This is a genomic window from Caballeronia sp. J97 (genome assembly GCF_905220305.1).
In the GTDB taxonomy this organism is placed as follows: domain Bacteria; phylum Pseudomonadota; class Gammaproteobacteria; order Burkholderiales; family Burkholderiaceae; genus Caballeronia.
The window spans coordinates 1-16,130 of sequence record NZ_CAJMZL010000026.1 but is presented as its reverse complement, the minus strand read 5'-3'; the positions used below and the strand labels follow the sequence as shown (position 1 = coordinate 16,130).

Sequence of the window (16,130 nt, the reverse complement as noted above, 5' to 3'; positions counted from 1 at the left end):
ACTCAGGTAACCACTCGAGGCCGCTTGCTGCGTGACATCTTGGACATCCACATCACCCTTCACGGCCGCCGCGACCTGACCGGCCAGATCTACGGCCAGCTACGCGCGGGCATCGTAGAAGGGCGGCTCGCCGCGAACACGCGCCTGCCGTCCACGCGCGATCTCGCCGCGCAACTCGGCGTGTCGCGCAAGACCACGCTCGAAGTCTTCGAGCGTCTCATCGCGGAAGGCTTTCTGCGCACGCGCGCGGGCGACGGCACGTTCGTCGCGGAAGGGCTCACTCGGCTGCCGTCCGCGCAGGCCCGACCGGTTTCGGCCCGCGCTCGCGCCACCGGCATCTGGCGCAAGATACCCGAGCGCATGGCGATGCCGATGCCGCCGGTCCACGAAACGCTCGACTGCGATTTCAAGGGCGGCGTGACCGACAAATCGCTGTTTCCCTTCGATGCCTGGCGGCGCTGCCTGAATCAGGCGCTGCGTACGCAGGCGCGCGCTGGTGGCGGCGTCGCGGGCTATCGCGATCCGGGCGGCGAGCAGGCGTTGCGGCTCGGCATCGCGCGCTATCTCGCGTTCAGCCGCGCGGTCGTCTGCAACTGGCAGGACGTGATCGTCACGCAGGGCGCGCAGCAGGCGCTCGACCTGCTCGCGCGCGTGACGATCCAGCCGGGCGATGTCGTCGCGGTCGAGGAGCCGGGCTATCCGCCCGCGCGGGCGCTGTTCGCCGCGCTCGGCGCGCGCATCGCACATGTGCCGGTCGACGGCGAGGGCATCGTCGTGAAAAAGCTGCCGCGCAACACGCGCCTCGTCTACGTGACGCCTTCGCACCAGTTTCCGCTCGGCATGCCGATGAGCCTCGAGCGGCGCGTCGAACTGCTCGAATGGGCGGGCAAGCGCGGCGCGGTGATCGTCGAGGACGACTACGATGGCGAATTCCGCTTCGAAGGCAGGCCGGTGGAATCGCTGAAAAGTCTGGACCGCGCGGGTCTCGTCGCCTATGTCGGCACGTTCTCGAAGACGCTCTTTCCCGATTTGCGGCTCGGTTACGTCGTGCCGCCCGCGACGCTGTCCGAACCGCTCTGGAACGCGAAGCAGATCTGCGACTGGCACAGTTGCGCGCTGACGCAAGCGGCGCTGGGCGCGTTCATGCTCGACGGCGACTATGCGAAACATCTGCGCCGCATGCACAAGGCGTACGCGGAACGCCGCGCACTGCTGATCGAGCGTCTGAGCGGCGTGCTCGCGCCCTGGTTCGAACCGCTGCCCGCGACGGCGGGCATTCATCTGGTCGCGCGGCTCGCCGCTTCGCTGCGCGAAGACGAAGTCGTCGCGGCGGCGCGCGCGGAATCGGTCGGGCTGTATGGCATCCGCGCGTTCTACGCGGGTGAGCCGGCGCAGCAGGGCGTGCTGCTCGGCTACGGCGGGACGAGCGCCGATGCGATCGAGCGTGGCGCGGCGCGCCTTGCCACGCTCATGCCGACGCTCGTCCGCTAGCTGCGCGGCGTCATTGATCGCACAGCAGCAGCAGCTTTTCCTGCGCCGAGCAAGCCGCTTTCCTGGGCTTTTGCGCGGCCGGGTCGGCGTCGCGCGTGGCGACCTTGCGCGCCGGATTCTGCGAGTGCTCGGCGGCCGCCGTGCGCTGCGCGATGCACGCGCGCAGGTGCTTTTCCATCGGCGGATAGTATTTCCAGCCTTTCGTGAGCGGCGGCAGTTCCAGATGCACCTGCTTCCACTTCGGATGGCCGTTCGCCTGCAGCGTGTCGAAGTTCGTGCACAGCGAATCGGCGAACTTCGACAGCGCGCCGACCGTGCCGCGCAAACCGTAATCGTAGGTCACGAGGAACGCCTTCACGGTGAGCGTCGGCGTGTCTTCCTGAATCCAGTTCGGATAACTCGTCGTGCGGATCGTCGCGGGGAAGTAGGTCTGCTTCGCGCGCGCGGTTTCCTGCGCGCCGGAATCGAGGCGCAGCAGCTTGATCTGCTTCAGCAACTCGGGGTTCATGTCCTGGAAGAGTTTCGCCGGCTGGCCCGCGACGATCACCGCCACGTCGATCTTGCCGACGATCAGCCGCGCGAGCGAATCCTCGTTGTTGAGATGCTGCTCGTTGGCTTCGGCGATCGGCTCGCCGAACATCAGCCGATACAGCGTTTCCGCCGATTGCGCGGTGCCGCTGCCGATCGGCCCGACGCTGATGTTCTTGCCCTTGATCTCGTGGATGAACTTCATCGGCGAATCCGCGCGCGTGACGAAGTAAATTTCCTCGTCATAGAGCGGCATGATGAGCCGCAGCGGCTTGATGATCTTGCCCGCGTCCGCGTTGCCCGAAGTCGCCATGTCCATATACGCCTGATACACGTCCGATTGCACCAGCGCGAACTTCACGCCGGGCTCGTAGCGCATGCGCTGCACGTTCTCCGCCGATCCCTTCGACGGCAGCACTTCCAGATCGATGCCCGCCGGCTCGGCCACATACTTCGACAAGTCCTGACCGATCTGGATATACGTGCCGCGTTCCTGGCCCGTCGTGATCTTGTACGGAATCGGATCGGCGGCGAAGCTCGATCCCGCGCCGATCAGCCCGGCGATGGCGAGAAGCGTCAGCGCGCCCCGTGCGGCGTTGCGCATGCATTTCGTGGTGAACATGATTGACCCTTAATCGGAGTTGGACGGGTACTTTTGAAACTCGCGCGACGCGGAAGTCGTCCGCAATGCGCGCAATTCGCTCATGCCCGGATACTCACATGCGGCTCAACGCGAAAATGCGTGGCGCGTGCTTGCCGTGCGTGGTTGTTGTCTCTGCGTGTTCTTGTACTGTGGTCGTTCTTTTACTTGCTTTTAGCGCGACGGCGGCTTGGGCGCCGTGCCGCCGCCGCTCCAGCCGTATTGCTTGATGGCGCGTTCGAGTTCTTCTGATTTGTCCGAGTCGAGATGCGAGCCCGCCGGCATGTTGGCGAACTGCGGCGATGCGCCGGTGCTGGCGGTCGCCTGCGTGCTGCGCGCCGCCGCGCTGGTCTGCGCGACGGGTTGATTCACGACCGCCGGGACGCGTTGCGCGGCGGCGGTCTGCGTGGCGGCAGCCTGTGCCACGGCCGCGGGCGGCCGCGGCACGGCGGCCTGCATCGTCGTTGTCGACGGCGGCAAGGCACTGCTCTGGTTGCTGTCGCTGGACGGGGGCGGGCGCGGCACGGACGCCCGCGTGGCGGGCGCCGCGGGTGCCGGCGGATCTTCGCCGAGGTAATACGCGCCGCGCGGATTGGCCGGACGGGCGGCCGGCTGCGGCGGCTCGTCGCCGAGATAGTAGGGCGTGCGCGGGTTCGCGGCACGGGCGCTGGCCGCGGCCGAAGGATGCGCGTCCTCGTCGCCGAGATAGTAGGGCGCACGCGACGCCTGCGCGACCGGCGCCGGCGCGGGCTTTGCCGCCGCCGGTTGTGACGGCGCGGGCGCGGCGGCTTGCGTGGTCGCCTGAGCGGCGGGCGCGGGCTTCGGCAGCGCGGTGGCGACGCCGGGAGCGGCGGGTGGCGTGATCGTCGCCGCCGTGATCGCGGCCGTTGCCGCCTGGCCGCGCGCGATCTTCTCGGCGCGCGATTCGTAGGCGGTGTCGTCGTCGGACTGGCGCGCGGCGGCGACGCTGCGTTGCGCCACGCGCCGATCCTGTGCGGGCTTTTGCGCGACGATGCTCGACCGGGCCGCCGGCGCGGCCGCTGCAACGTTTGCCTGCGCGGGAAGCGGTGCGGGCGCGGCGGCCGTCGTGTTCGTCGCGTCCGGCGCGTTCGCCACGGCGACCGGAGGCGCCGTGCCCGGCACCTTCTTCGCGAGCGCCGCCGCCGCGGTCGGCGCGAGCCAGCCCGCATGCGAGATCACGCGCTCGAGCATGGCTTGCGATTCGATGTTGCTGCCGTCGAGCGCAAGCGCCTCGCCCGCGTTCTGCTGCACGCACGCCCACGCCGAGGTCCGCTCGCACGCGCGCGCGAGCTGCAGCGCGGCGTCGCGTTGCGCTTCACGCTTGACGAGCTCGTCCTTCAGCGTTTCGTAGTCGTCGCGCGCCTGTTGCTGCGCTGGCAGTACCTTGAGCCGTGCCCGGGCGGTGGCCAGATCGTGCTGATCCAGCGCGAGGCGCGCGTCCTGCAGCGCATTGCCGGTCGCGGCCGCGCGGGTGTCGGCCAGAGCGCGCCGCTCGGCGATGACCGGAGCGGCAGTCGTGTTCGTCGGCGTATCGGTCGCGCCGCGCACGAGCGAGCCGACCTTGGAATCGATCACGCCCGAGACGCTGTGGTCGGCGGACGGCGTGCCCGAGCCGCCGTCGGAATCGCCGAGCTGATAGTAGAACGTCGCGCCGAGCAGCAGCGCGAGACCGCATGCACCCGCGATGACGGTCTTTTTCGTGCTCCAGCGCTCGGAGGGCAGGGCGTCGGGATCGTTGCTGGATTCGGCATAGGCGTTGCGTGCGGATTCTTCGGCGCGTCGTGCGCGATATTCCGCCGCCTTTTGCGCGATGCGCTCGCTCGCGCGCTCCGTCCAGCGCGAGCGCATGCCCGGTTCGATGCGCTCGGCGCTGTCCGAGCCGAGCGAGGTGGAAGAACCCGATGTGGAAGCAGCCGCCGATGCGAGCGGCGCCGATGCCGCTTCTTCAAATGCGCGCGCGCGCGATTTGCCCGAGTCGGCCTCGCGCGACTGGCCGAACGCGGCGCGGCGGTCGGCGCCGCAATTGGGGCAGCTGTCGGCGTTTTTGCGCACCGTGCTGCCGCACCTCTGGCAGACGACGGAGAACATGGATGCGGGAAACGTCAGACGCGTGGTCATGCTGGAGCCCTCGAAGGACGTGTGCGTGAGGTTGCCAAATTCGCGTGGCCGCCAATGCGCGCCGAGTCGTCGCGCCTGTACGCGGGAACGTGGTTCCCGCGGCAGCAATCCTTCGTATTCTGTCCCCACGCGGCGCGCGCGCCGGCGGGAAACGACATTCCGACTATGGTTCAACCACTATCGGACGTCAATTGCCTTTCGCACCTACCCGGGCCGCAACCTTAAGCGACTGCACCATTGCGTTTCGCCTCGCCTCGTATGGCGTTTGGACCGAAGCGTCCAGTGCATGGCCCTGATGTCGATGCGAAAGCGTCGGGTCGATGCGCGTACGGCGGCCGATCGGCCCGCGCAGAGCGCCACGCTCCTCTCGCTCACGATATTTCTGACATTTTGGGATCGCGGCGGCGGTTTTGAACCGCCAATCCTTAGCCGTTAAACGACAAGGGGGCGCGATCGGCGGATAACCCACTGATGCCAAAGCGATCCGGGCATCGCGCGGAGTGTTGCTGCGCGTCCACGCCGGCGGGGTAAACGCGGATCGGGCCGGATCATGGACCGTTGCGGGATATTGATAAGGTTTCCGAAGCATCGCTCGAAATCAACGTCCCGCCTGAAGCAAAAAGGCCGCGGCGCTTGCGCGCGGCGGCCCTCGTCAGCCAGGCAGGAAGCTTACTCGGCCAGTTGCAGCTTGCCGTCGATGCGGCGGTTCAGGCCGAGCGGATTGTCCGTCTTCAGCGCGTCGGGCAGGAGCGCGTCAGGCAGATCCTGATAGCTCACCGGGCGCAGGAAGCGGTTGATCGCGAGGCTGCCGACCGAGGTCGAACGGCCGTCCGCGGTCGACGGGAACGGGCCGCCGTGCACCATCGCGTGGCCGACTTCCACGCCCGTGCCGAAGCCGTTCACCAGCAGGCGGCCGGTGCGGCGCTCGAGCGCGGGCAGGACGCGCTTCGCATCGGCGTAGTCCGCTTCGTCGATATGCAGCGCCGAGGTCAGCTGGCCTTCCAGCGATTCGACGAGCGCGAGCATGGTCGCGAGGTCCGGGCAGCGCACGACGAGCGACGACGCGCCGAAGATTTCTTCCTGCAGCTCGTGGCTCTTGCGGAATGCGTCTGCCGTGGTGACGAACAGCGCCGACTGGCCCTGATTGTCGCCCTTGGCCTCGGCGCCGCGCGCGGCGGTCTTCACGTCCGCGTGCTCCGCGGCGCGCGCCACGGCGCCCTGATACGTCTTGCAGATGCCCGGCGTGAGCATGGTCTGCGCGGCGGTCTCCTGCAATGCAGCCGATGCCGCTGCGATGAACTTGTCGAGATCCGGACCGTCGACGGCGAGCACCAGGCCCGGATTCGTGCAGAACTGGCCCGCGCCGAGCACGAGCGAGCCGACGAACGCCTTCGCGATGCCTTCGCCGCGATTCTTGAGCGCGTTCGGGAACAGCAGGACCGGGTTGATGCTGCTCATTTCCGCGTAGACCGGGATCGGTTCGGCGCGCGCCGCGGCGATCTTCATGAGCGCCGTGCCGCCGCCGCGCGAGCCGGTGAAGCCCGCCGCCTTGATGCGGTTGTCCGCCACGAGACCCTGGCCGACGTCGCGGCCGCTGTCGAACAGCAGCGAGAACGTGCCTTCGGGCATGCCGCAGTCCTTCACGGCCTTCTGCACCGCGCGGCCGACGAGCTCGGCCGTGCCCGGATGCGCCGAGTGCGCCTTGACGATGACCGGGCAGCCGGCTGCGAGCGCCGAAGCGGTGTCGCCGCCCGCGACCGAGAACGCGAGCGGGAAGTTGCTCGCGCCGAACACGGCGACCGGGCCGACGCCGATATGGCGCAGGCGCAGATCGACGCGCGGCAGCGGCTTGCGTTCGGGCTGCGCCGGATCGATGCGCACGCCGAGGAAGTCGCCGTTGCGGACCACGTCCGCGAACATGCGCAACTGGCCGACCGTGCGGCCGCGCTCGCCTTCGAGACGCGCGCGCGGCAGGCCGCTTTCGATCATGCAGCGCTCGATCAGGTCGTCGCCGATATCGAGGATGTTCTGCGCGATCGTTTCGAGGAACTTCGCGCGCGCTTCGGGCGCCGTTTCGCGATAGACGTCGAATGCGGACCACGCGAGCGCGCACGCGCGGTCGAGATCGGCGAGCGTCGCGCCGCCGAAAGCCGGTTCGATGGCCGCGCCGGTCGACGCGTTGACGGCCTTGATCGAGCCATTCGAGCCGAAGATCGATGCCTGACCGATGAGCAGGTTGCCAGTGAGTTGCATGATGTCTCGTCCTTGCTTGAAGTGTTTCGCGGCAGCCAGTTGTACGATGACTGCATCACGCCCGACTATACGGCCTCGGGCGGGCGGCTGTATAGTGAAACCTTTCCATCGCTTGATCGCTTTTTGGAATCACCCCAAGGTTTCCCGCAGGCCGAGGCATGAAGAACACGCTCGATGTATTGATGTCGCGGCTGCGCATGAAGCAGTTGCAGTTGCTGATCGCGCTCGACGACCACAAATCGCTGCACAAGGCGTCGAGCGCGATGGCGATGACCCAGTCTGCCGCGAGCAAGGCGCTCGCCGAGCTCGAATCGATGCTGGAGGCGCCGCTTTTCGAGCGCGCGAAGACCGGGCTGATTCCGAATCCCTTCGGCCGCTGCGTGGTGCGCTACGCGCGCGTTCTGGCCGCCGACCTGAACGCGTTATGTCAGGAAGTCGCGCAGATTCGCGCGGGCACGGGCGGGCGGCTGACCGTCGGCACGATCATGGGAGCGGTGCCGGGCGTCGTCGCGCCGATCGTCAACGAGATGCATGCGAAGCATCCGGATCTGGCCATCGAGGTCGTCGAGGATACGAGCGCGCGCATGCTGCCGATGCTCGACGATGGCCGCGTCGATCTCGTGATCGGCCGCTCGAGCGTGTCGGATCAGCCGTCGAAATATCACTATCAGCCGCTCGCGGACGAGCCGCTCTGCATCGTCGTCGGTCACGGTCACGAGCGCACGGGCGAGCGCGAAGTGGGTTTTGCGGATCTCGCGCGTTACCGGTGGGTCACCTATCCGAGCTACATGCCGATGAGCGCGCTGCTCGAACGCGAACTCGATCTCGCCGGCCTGCCGATGCCCGCCAATCCGATTTCCACCGCGTCGCCGCTCATGACGGTGACGCTGCTGCAGCAGAGCCCCGAGCTGGTGTCCATCTTGCCGGCGAGCGTCGCGAAGGTGTTCGAGCGCTCCGGCATGTTGCGGATTCTGCCGGTGCGCATGAAGTCGAAATCGCAGACATACGGCATCGTCACGCGCAAGGGCGGCGCGCTTTCGCCAGCGGCGCGGCAGTTCGTGCAGATGCTTCGCGAACAGAGCCGGCCGCACTGAGCGTTACCGCGTCGCGACGATGAAAAGGCGCGGGAAGGGCAGCAGCACGCTGCCGTCGTCGAGAACGGCGTAGGCGGTTTTCAGCCCGGCGCGATAGCGTTCGAGGAACGCGGTCGCCTCGGCCGCGTCGAGCTTCGCGAGGAACGGCCGCAGCGACGTGCCCTTGAACCATTCGATGATCGCGTCCACGCCGCCTTCGAGCGGATGATGGTATGTCGTGCGCCACACGTCGACGTGCGCGCACAGCGGCTTGAGCAACGCGTAATACCATTCCGGCCGATAGCGCCCGGTGCGCTCCACGCCCTTCAGCCTGTCGCGCCACGGACCGTCGGCGGCGGTTTCGCGCATCAACCGGTGCGCGGGCTCGTCGAGATTGTCGGGCATCTGCACGGCGAGCCGCCCGCCTCTCGAAAGCTTGCCGACGAGCGACGGAAACAGCGTGTCGTGCTCGGGCACCCATTGCAGCGCCGCGTTCGCGAGGATCAGATCGAACGGTCCATCGGCCTGCCACGCGGAAATATCGGCGAGTTCGAATTCGACTTGCGGAAGGCGCTTCTTCGCCGCGTCGATCATGTCGCAGGAATTGTCGATGCCACGCACGACCGCGTTCGGCGCGTGAGCGATCAGCGTCTCGGTCGAATTGCCGGGGCCGCAGCCGAGATCGACCGCCGTGCGCGCGGTTTCCGTCTGCGCCGCGTTCAGCAGATCCCTGACCGGGCGCGTGCGCTGCTCCTCGAAGAGCGAGTATTGGCGGGCTTGCCAGTCGGCCGATGTTGTCGTCATGTCGGATTCCTGTCGAGTGTTCGTGGTGGGGACAGCCGCGATTCTGGACTGGCGGCGGTCCAGCGTAAAATGAATTTATGCTGCGGATTATTTGGTTTTTCTTATGAAAATCGACACGCTGGGCGTGCAGGCGTTCGTCGCCATTGCCGATCAGGGAAGCTTCAAAGGCGCGGCCGAGCGTCTGAACATCACGCAGACCGCGATCACCCAGCGTCTGCAGAAGCTCGAAGATTTTCTCGGCGTACCGCTGATCGAGCGTACGACGCGCTCGATGAGCCTCACCGAAACCGGACGCATTTTCTTGCCGCAAGCGCGGCGCCTGCTCGCCGAACTGTCCGCTGCGCTGATCGAAATCCGCGAGACGGGCATCGCGCGGCGCGGCGACGTGTCGATCGCGTGCGTGCCGACGGTCGGCGTGCAGTATCTGCCGCGCGTGTTGCAGGCTTATTCGGCGCGGTATCCGCATAACCGCATCCGGATTCTCGATCACGCGTCGTCGGCGGTCGCGCAGGCGGTGCTGCATCGGGAAGTGGAGTTCGGCATAAAGATCGCGGGCGAGCATCAACCGGATTTGCAGACCGAGCCGCTCGTCGAGGATCGGTACGTGCTCGTCTGCCATCGCGACCATCCGCTCGCGCGGCGCAAGCGCATAGCGTGGCGTGCGCTATCGGACTATCCGCTGATTCTCGCGGGCGACGTAAGCGGCAACCGTGCGTTGATCGATGCCGCGCTGGACGGCAGCGGCATCGAATTGCATTCGTTTTATGAAGTGCAGCGCAGTTCGACGGCGCTCGGGCTCGTGGCGCAGCGCGTCGGGGCCGCGATCGTGCCGGCGCTCGCGATTCAGAAAGACGCCTATCCGACCGTGCGCGCGATCGAACTCGTCGAACCGACGGTCACGCGCTCGCTCGTGCTCGTGACGCGCAAGTCGGCGTCGCTGTCACCGGCCGCTCAGGCGCTCTACGCGATGCTCGCGAATCCGCGCGACGACATTTGAATGGAATACTGAGTCCAGTGCGTGCGCGAGGCTTCGGTGAAAGCCCCGGAAAGTTCAAAAGAAAACTCGGATATGTCCCTTCGGCGCGAGCATCGCGCCTATACTGGCGGAGCATTGGCCGGCGGCTCCGGACGTTATCGGCATTGCTTTCGACTGCATATCACGATCACCATGCGCGCCGTTTTCCGGCGCCGCAAGCACTCGGGAACGCGTAGATGAGCGACACGTCTGTCGGTGGCCTGAAGGGTCTCGTGGCCGCGCTGCGCGCGCAGCAAAACGCGCTCACCGAACGATGGATGAAGCTCGTGTTCGGCGATCAGGAAGTCGAACATTCCGACCAGCTCACGTATCGGCAGCTCGCGGACCATCTTCCGAGTATTTTCGACGAAATCTGCATCGTGCTGGAGTCGCGCAATCTGCGCGACCAGGAAGGCGCGATCGAGCGCAATGCGCGTCAGCACGGCCAATGGCGCTGGCAGCAGGGCTATCGTGTCGACGAACTGGTGCGCGAGCTGGATCTGTTCCGCCAGGTGCTGCTGCTCGCGATCGGCGAGTATGCCGGCGCGCACGAACATTTCTCGCGCGCGGACGAAGAGCACGCGCGCCTCATGACCGACGAAGTGGTGAGCTTCGTCACGCTCGCGTCGATTCGCGAGGCGATCGGCGAGCGCGATCGGAAGATCGACGAATACACCGGCATGCTGGAGCGCGCGAACTACGAGTTGACGCTTCGACAGAAACTCATCAGCGACCTGTACGAGACGCGCATGCAGATCACGCGGCGCGTCGCGCACGATCTGCGCAATTTTCTCAACGTATTCTCCACGGCGCTGCAGCTTGCCGGGCGCTCGCCGGCCAAGCGTGAAACGGCGCTTGGCTTGGCGAACCGACAGGTCGCCGACATGGCGACGCTCGTCGATGAAATGGTCGAATACTCGAAAGTGCTCGGCGACGATTCATTGCTGAGCGTCGAGCCTTTCGATCTCGTCGGCCTGTTCGACGAGCTGATGCAGGCGTGCCGCGTCGCGACCGAGGCGAAAGGATTGAAACTCGTCGGCCAGCTCGATCCGGCGCTCGACGTGGTCACGTCGAACCGGCTGAAGGTGAAGCAGGTCGCGCTGAATCTGCTGTCGAATGCGATCAAATACACGTCGTCGGGCGAGATCGTGTTCTCGGTCGTCGCCGCGCCCGACGAGCGCTGGAAGCTGCGCGTCGCCGACACCGGCGTGGGCATCGGCGCGGCGGATCAGGAGCGCGTGTTCGAAGAGTTCGAGCGCGCCGCCGATGACGACATTCCCGGCGCGGGGCTCGGTCTCGCCATCGTCAAGGAATTGTCGCGCACGCTGGAAGGGGAGTTGCGGTTTCAGTCATCGAAAGGGCACGGCAGCGTGTTCGAAGTGACATTCCCGACGGTGCTGGTGCCCAAGGCGTCGGACCGCCAATAAACGAAAAAAGGCGAACGGGTCGCCCCGTTCGCCTTCCGGTCACACGACGCGTGAGCGATGCTCAGGCCGCCGCTTCTTCTTCGACCACTGCTTCGTCTTCCACCGACGCGCGGATCAGATGATCGAACGCCGACAGCGATGCCTTCGCGCCTTCGCCGACCGCGATCACGATCTGCTTGTAGGGCACCGTCGTCACGTCGCCCGCGGCGAATACACCCGGCACCGAGGTCGCGCCCTTCGCGTCGACGACGATCTCGCCGTGCTTCGACAATTCCACCGTGCCCTTCAGCCACTCGGTGTTCGGCACGAGGCCGATCTGCACGAACACGCCTTCCAGCTCGACGTGATGGCTCGCGCCCGTCGCGCGGTCCGTGTACGTGATGCCGTTGACCTTTGTGCCGTCGCCGCTGATTTCGGTCGTCTGCGCGTTCGTGACGATCGTCACGTTCGCGAGGCTGCGCAGCTTCTTCTGCAAGACCGCGTCGGCGCGCAATTCGGTGCCGAACTCGATCAGCGTCACGGCCGTCACGAGGCCGGCGAGGTCGATCGCCGCTTCCACGCCCGAGTTGCCGCCGCCGATCACCGCGACGCGCTTGCCCTTGAAGAGCGGGCCGTCGCAGTGCGGGCAGTACGCCACGCCGCGGCCGCGGTATTCGCGCTCGCCCGGCACGTTGATTTCGCGCCAGCGCGCGCCGGTCGAAAGAATCACGGTCTTCGCCTTCAGCACCGCGCCGCTCGCGAGATGGATCTCGTGGATGCGGCCCGGCACGAGCTTCTCGGCGCGCAGCAGGTCCATCACGTCGACTTCGTAGCTGTTCACATGCTGCTCGAGCGCCGTCGCGAACTTCGGTCCGTCGGTTTCCGTCACGGAGACGAAGTTTTCGATCGCCATCGTGTCGAGCACCTGTCCGCCGAAGCGCTCGGCGACGACGCCCGTCGCGATGCCCTTGCGCGCCGAGTAGATCGCCGCCGCCGCGCCCGCGGGACCGCCGCCGACGATCAGCGTATCGAATACCGGCTTGTTCTCCAGCTCCTTCGCCGCGCGCGCCGATGCGCCCGTGTCCAGCTTCGCGAGAATTTCCTTCACGCCCATGCGGCCCGAGCCGAAGCTCTCGCCGTTGACGAACATCATCGGCACGGACATGACCTGACGTTCCTCGACTTCCTTCTGGAACAGCGCGCCGTCGATCGCGACATGCCGGATGCGCGGGTTGATGATCGCCATTACGTTCAGCGCCTGCACGACTTCCGGGCAGTTCTGGCACGACAGCGAGAAATACGTCTCGAAGGCGTAATCGCCGTCGAGATTGCGGATCTGCTCGATGGTCGCATCGTCGAGCTTGATCGGATGGCCGCCGGCTTGCAGGAGCGCGAGCACGAGCGAGGTGAATTCATGGCCCATCGGGATGCCGGCGAAGCGAATGCCCGCGGGCTTGCCGGTCTCGCCGATGGTGAAGGACGGACGACGCACGCTGGCGTCCTCTTTCTCGACGACGCTGATCTGCGCGGACAGCGAGGCGATGTCGTCGAGCAGGCTTTTGAGCTCGCGCGACTTGTCGCCGCCGTCGAGGAAGGCGACGAGTTCGATCGGCCGGGTGACTTTTTCCAGATACGCTTTTAATTGGTTCTTGAGGTTGGCGTCGAGCATGGCGATGTCCGTTCCTTGACTTGGGGTAATGCAGACGTGTTGCGCCGCGACGCTGCGAAAGCCGCAGTGCCGGACGAAACACGTTTTCGGGGTGAACCTGCCGCTGAGCCGCGGCAGGTTCGATGCAGCGCTCGCGAGGTGCGAGACTTAGATCTTGCCGATCAGGTCGAGCGACGGGGTCAGCGTTTCAGCGCCCGGCGTCCACTTGGCGGGGCACACTTGACCCGGGTTCTTGGCGATGTACTGAGCAGCCTGAACCTTGCGGAGCAGTTCGCCGGCGTCACGGCCGATACCGTTGTCGTGCACTTCGCACAGCTTGATCTCGCCTTCCGGATTGATCACGAACGTGCCGCGCAGCGCCAGGCCTTCTTCTTCGATCAGAACGTCGAAGTTGCGCGAGATCGCGAGCGTCGGGTCGGCGAGCATCGGGTACTTGATCTTCTGGATCGTGTCCGACGTGTCGTGCCAGGCCTTGTGCGTGAAGTGCGTGTCGGTCGAGACCGAGTAGATTTCCACGCCGAGCTTCTTGAACTCTTCGTAGCGGTCAGCCAGGTCGCCCAGTTCGGTCGGGCACACGAACGTGAAGTCGGCCGGGTAGAACACGAACACCGACCACTTGCCCTTCAGGCTTTCATCGGTAACGGTCACGAATTCGCCGTTGTGATAGGCGGTTGCTTTGAACGGCTTGACTTGGCTGTTGATGATGGGCATTACCAGTTTCCTTTTGGAGTGGTGTTGAAGAAGTATGTGAACTATACAGGAAAACTATCGTACCTGCGAAGTGGATTGATTTTATTGTCGAGATAGCGCGGGACTATCGGCCCGATATGCCAGGTTTTCCCGCATGAGGCATTCTGATTGCGCGCGCCCTTCACAGTTCCTTCCAGGTAGCTGGACTCTTTCACTTTCATTTCAAGGAGGCGGTATGAAAATCGGAATAATCGGGGCAGGGAATATTGGCTCCGTGCTGGCCTTGCGGTTCAGCGAAGGCGGGCATGAGGTGCGTATCGCCAATTCGCGCGGCCCGGCGTCGCTGGCGGATGTCGAGCGGGAGACGGGCGCGAAGGCGGTCGAGGCGCGTGACGCCGTGACGGACGCGGAAGTCGTCGTCGTGACGATTCCGGAGGCGAAGGTGCCGAATCTGCCGAAGGACCTGTTTGCGAGCGTCCCGGCGAGCGTCGTCGTCATCGACACCGGCAACTATTATCCGCAGCAGCGCGACGGGCGTATCGAGGGCATCGAGCAGGGCACGCCGGAAAGCCGCTGGGTCGAACAGCAGATCGGGCGGCAGGTGGTGAAGGCGTTCAACAATATTTATGCGGATCATCTGCGCAATCGCGGCAAGCCTGCGGGCACGCCGGGACGCATCGCGCTGCCGGTCGCGGGCGATGACGCGAAGGCGAAAGCCGTCGTGATGCGGCTCGTCGATGAGATCGGCTTCGATCCCGTCGATGCGGGCGAAATCGGCGATTCATGGCGTCAGCAGCCCGCGACGCCCGTCTACACCGGCGATTTCGATGCGGCCGGCGTGCGCGCGGCGCTGCAACAGGCCGATCCGGCGCGCAAGCCCGAATGGCGCGCGACCGACAGCAGTCCGGGCACCTTCGAGAATCCCGCATGAGCGGGAAACGTCGATAAGCGGAACGCCCGTGCGGGTAAGCGCGGGAAGCGGCGCGCGCCGTGCGACAATCTGCAAACTTTCCCGATGGGCTTTAACATGACGAACCGGGCTGGCGTGAACAATAGACCAACGCCCGGCGTCGTGGACTCGCAGATTGATCTATGAAAACCGCTTCTCCTTCGCAGCACGTGCAGGACCCGCAACACCGCTTCGGCGTATGCGATGACTGCGCGGACGTCGAACTCGTGGCGACGGCCACCATTCCGACCCGCTACGGCACCTTCGATTCGTACGTCTACCGCGTGAAGCACACGGACGTCGAGCATATCGCGTTCGTGATGGGCGACGTGAGCAACGGCGAATCCGTGCTCACGCGTCTGCATTCCGAATGCGTGACCGGCGACGTCTTCGGCTCCTACCGCTGCGACTGCGGCGAGCAGCTCGATCTGGCGCTGCGCTATATCGCCGCGGAGGATCGCGGCATCCTGCTGTATCTGCGCGGGCATGAAGGACGCGGCATCGGCCTCGCGAACAAGATCCGCGCCTATGCGCTGCAGGAGCAGGGGCTCGATACCGTCGATGCCAACCTGCATCTCGGCCTGCCCGACGACGCCCGCGAGTACGATTCCGCCGCCGCGATCCTGCGCTCGATGAACGTGAAGTCGGTGCGTTTGATGAGCAACAATCCGTCGAAGTTCGACACGCTGCTCAAGCACGATATTCCCGTGTGCGAACGCGTCGCGCTCGCCATCCCGATGCGCGAGGAAAACGAGCGCTACATCAAGACGAAACAGGCGCGCTTCGGGCATTACTTCGACGAGAACGAGTAACGCGCGCGCTCACTGCGCGTCATGAAAAATCACCCCGAGCATATGCCTGCGCCCCGAGCGCAGGCGGCTCACGCCGTGCTTCATGTTCACCCGATACGGCCCGCGCGTGCCCCGGACTGGCCGATGATGCACGGCGAAGAACGCCACATCGCCTTGTGAGAGCGGCACGACTTCGGCACGCGATTGCATGCGCGGACGCTGCTCCGTCATCACGAACTCGCCGCCGGTGAAATCGCGGCCGGGCGTTGAAAGCAGGATCGCCATCTGAATCGGAAAGACATGCTCGCCGTAAAGATCCTGATGCAGGCAGTTGAAGTCGCCGGGCACGTAACGTAGCAGGAGCGGCGTCGGCCGCGTCTGTCCCGCGCGATGACATCGCTCGATAAACGCGGCGTGCTCGCGCGGATACCGCGTCTCGATGCCCATCACCTCGTTCCAGCGATTCGCGACCGGCGCGAGATGCGGATAGACCGCGCGCCGCACATGCTCGATCGCATCGGGCAGCGGATACGCGAAGTATTTGTATTCCCCGCGCCCGAAGCCGTGGCGCTCCATCACGACGCGGCTGCGAAAGATGCCGTCGCGGTCGTAGAGCGCGGCGAGCGCCTCGCATTCGTCGCGCGAAAAGAGGGCGGATGCCGTTGCGCAGCCGTAGCTGTCG

13 protein-coding genes are annotated in these 16,130 nt (G+C 65.7%); 6 read left to right on the top strand and 7 right to left on the bottom strand.

Annotated elements, in window-relative coordinates:
- The first annotated feature begins 39 nt into the window (after positions 1 to 39).
- The gene (locus U4Y90_RS26615) at positions 40 to 1,491 is read left to right on the top strand and encodes a PLP-dependent aminotransferase family protein (protein ID WP_321799220.1); all 1,452 of its coding nucleotides are present in this window, start codon (positions 40 to 42) and stop codon (positions 1,489 to 1,491) included.
- A 10-nt stretch (positions 1,492 to 1,501) separates the two neighbouring features.
- Here U4Y90_RS26615 and U4Y90_RS26610 read toward each other — a convergent pair whose 3' ends face one another.
- The 3 genes from U4Y90_RS26610 to U4Y90_RS26600 form a co-directional block, all read right to left on the bottom strand.
- Positions 1,502 to 2,641 (bottom strand): TAXI family TRAP transporter solute-binding subunit, encoded by a 1,140-nt coding sequence (locus tag U4Y90_RS26610; protein ID WP_321799104.1) that lies wholly within the window; start codon positions 2,639 to 2,641, stop codon positions 1,502 to 1,504.
- 192 nt (positions 2,642 to 2,833) lie between these two features.
- Entirely contained in the window at positions 2,834 to 4,798 is a 1,965-nt protein-coding gene (locus U4Y90_RS26605; RefSeq protein ID WP_321799103.1) for a zinc ribbon domain-containing protein, read from the bottom strand.
- 669 nt (positions 4,799 to 5,467) lie between these two features.
- Positions 5,468 to 7,051: an aldehyde dehydrogenase (NADP(+)) gene (locus U4Y90_RS26600; RefSeq protein ID WP_321799102.1), complete on the bottom strand. Its 1,584-nt coding sequence runs from the start codon at positions 7,049 to 7,051 to the stop codon at positions 5,468 to 5,470.
- 158 nt (positions 7,052 to 7,209) lie between these two features.
- On the opposite strand from U4Y90_RS26600, the gene U4Y90_RS26595 reads away from it, so the two are divergent.
- Positions 7,210 to 8,145 (top strand): LysR family transcriptional regulator, encoded by a 936-nt coding sequence (locus tag U4Y90_RS26595; protein WP_321799100.1) that lies wholly within the window; start codon positions 7,210 to 7,212, stop codon positions 8,143 to 8,145.
- A 3-nt stretch (positions 8,146 to 8,148) separates the two neighbouring features.
- Here U4Y90_RS26595 and tam read toward each other — a convergent pair whose 3' ends face one another.
- Complete coding sequence (tam, locus tag U4Y90_RS26590; protein ID WP_321799098.1) at positions 8,149 to 8,928, bottom strand: trans-aconitate 2-methyltransferase; 780 nt, start codon at positions 8,926 to 8,928, stop codon at positions 8,149 to 8,151.
- Between the two features lie 103 nt (positions 8,929 to 9,031).
- On the opposite strand from tam, the gene U4Y90_RS26585 reads away from it, so the two are divergent.
- Both U4Y90_RS26585 and U4Y90_RS26580 read left to right on the top strand, forming a co-directional pair.
- Positions 9,032 to 9,925, top strand: a complete 894-nt coding sequence (locus U4Y90_RS26585) for a LysR family transcriptional regulator (protein ID WP_321799096.1) — start codon at positions 9,032 to 9,034, stop codon at positions 9,923 to 9,925.
- A gap of 215 nt (positions 9,926 to 10,140) precedes the next feature.
- A complete protein-coding gene (locus U4Y90_RS26580) occupies positions 10,141 to 11,370 on the top strand; it encodes a sensor histidine kinase (protein ID WP_321799095.1) in 1,230 nt (409 codons plus the stop codon).
- A gap of 61 nt (positions 11,371 to 11,431) precedes the next feature.
- Here the strand turns inward: U4Y90_RS26580 and ahpF are convergent, their stop codons facing one another.
- Both ahpF and ahpC read right to left on the bottom strand, forming a co-directional pair.
- Positions 11,432 to 13,018, bottom strand: coding sequence for an alkyl hydroperoxide reductase subunit F (gene ahpF / locus U4Y90_RS26575; protein WP_321799093.1), 1,587 nt, complete (start codon positions 13,016 to 13,018; stop codon positions 11,432 to 11,434).
- Between the two features lie 147 nt (positions 13,019 to 13,165).
- Positions 13,166 to 13,729: an alkyl hydroperoxide reductase subunit C gene (ahpC, locus tag U4Y90_RS26570; RefSeq protein ID WP_062611783.1), complete on the bottom strand. Its 564-nt coding sequence runs from the start codon at positions 13,727 to 13,729 to the stop codon at positions 13,166 to 13,168.
- A gap of 214 nt (positions 13,730 to 13,943) precedes the next feature.
- On the opposite strand from ahpC, the gene U4Y90_RS26565 reads away from it, so the two are divergent.
- Both U4Y90_RS26565 and ribA read left to right on the top strand, forming a co-directional pair.
- Positions 13,944 to 14,639 carry an NADPH-dependent F420 reductase gene (locus U4Y90_RS26565; protein ID WP_321799089.1) on the top strand — a complete coding sequence of 232 codons (696 nt, stop codon included), beginning with the start codon at positions 13,944 to 13,946 and terminating at the stop codon, positions 14,637 to 14,639.
- A 161-nt stretch (positions 14,640 to 14,800) separates the two neighbouring features.
- The gene (gene ribA, locus U4Y90_RS26560; RefSeq protein ID WP_321799088.1) at positions 14,801 to 15,469 is read left to right on the top strand and encodes a GTP cyclohydrolase II; all 669 of its coding nucleotides are present in this window, start codon (positions 14,801 to 14,803) and stop codon (positions 15,467 to 15,469) included.
- A gap of 9 nt (positions 15,470 to 15,478) precedes the next feature.
- On the opposite strand, the gene U4Y90_RS26555 is transcribed toward ribA, so the two are convergent.
- On the bottom strand, positions 15,479 to 16,130 hold a 652-nt coding region (locus U4Y90_RS26555; RefSeq protein ID WP_321799087.1), incomplete at its 5' end, for a 2OG-Fe(II) oxygenase.

Coding starts and splice junctions, on each gene's coding strand:
- U4Y90_RS26605 (WP_321799103.1), bottom strand. CDS start 4,798: ATGACCACGCGTCTGACGTTTCCCGCATCCATGTTCTCCGTCGTCTGC.
- U4Y90_RS26600 (WP_321799102.1), bottom strand. CDS start 7,051: ATGCAACTCACTGGCAACCTGCTCATCGGTCAGGCATCGATCTTCGGC.
- U4Y90_RS26610 (WP_321799104.1), bottom strand. CDS start 2,641: ATGTTCACCACGAAATGCATGCGCAACGCCGCACGGGGCGCGCTGACG.
- ribA (WP_321799088.1), top strand. CDS start 14,801: ATGAAAACCGCTTCTCCTTCGCAGCACGTGCAGGACCCGCAACACCGC.
- ahpF (WP_321799093.1), bottom strand. CDS start 13,018: ATGCTCGACGCCAACCTCAAGAACCAATTAAAAGCGTATCTGGAAAAA.
- U4Y90_RS26585 (WP_321799096.1), top strand. CDS start 9,032: ATGAAAATCGACACGCTGGGCGTGCAGGCGTTCGTCGCCATTGCCGAT.
- U4Y90_RS26565 (WP_321799089.1), top strand. CDS start 13,944: ATGAAAATCGGAATAATCGGGGCAGGGAATATTGGCTCCGTGCTGGCC.
- ahpC (WP_062611783.1), bottom strand. CDS start 13,729: ATGCCCATCATCAACAGCCAAGTCAAGCCGTTCAAAGCAACCGCCTAT.
- U4Y90_RS26580 (WP_321799095.1), top strand. CDS start 10,141: ATGAGCGACACGTCTGTCGGTGGCCTGAAGGGTCTCGTGGCCGCGCTG.
- tam (WP_321799098.1), bottom strand. CDS start 8,928: ATGACGACAACATCGGCCGACTGGCAAGCCCGCCAATACTCGCTCTTC.
- U4Y90_RS26595 (WP_321799100.1), top strand. CDS start 7,210: ATGAAGAACACGCTCGATGTATTGATGTCGCGGCTGCGCATGAAGCAG.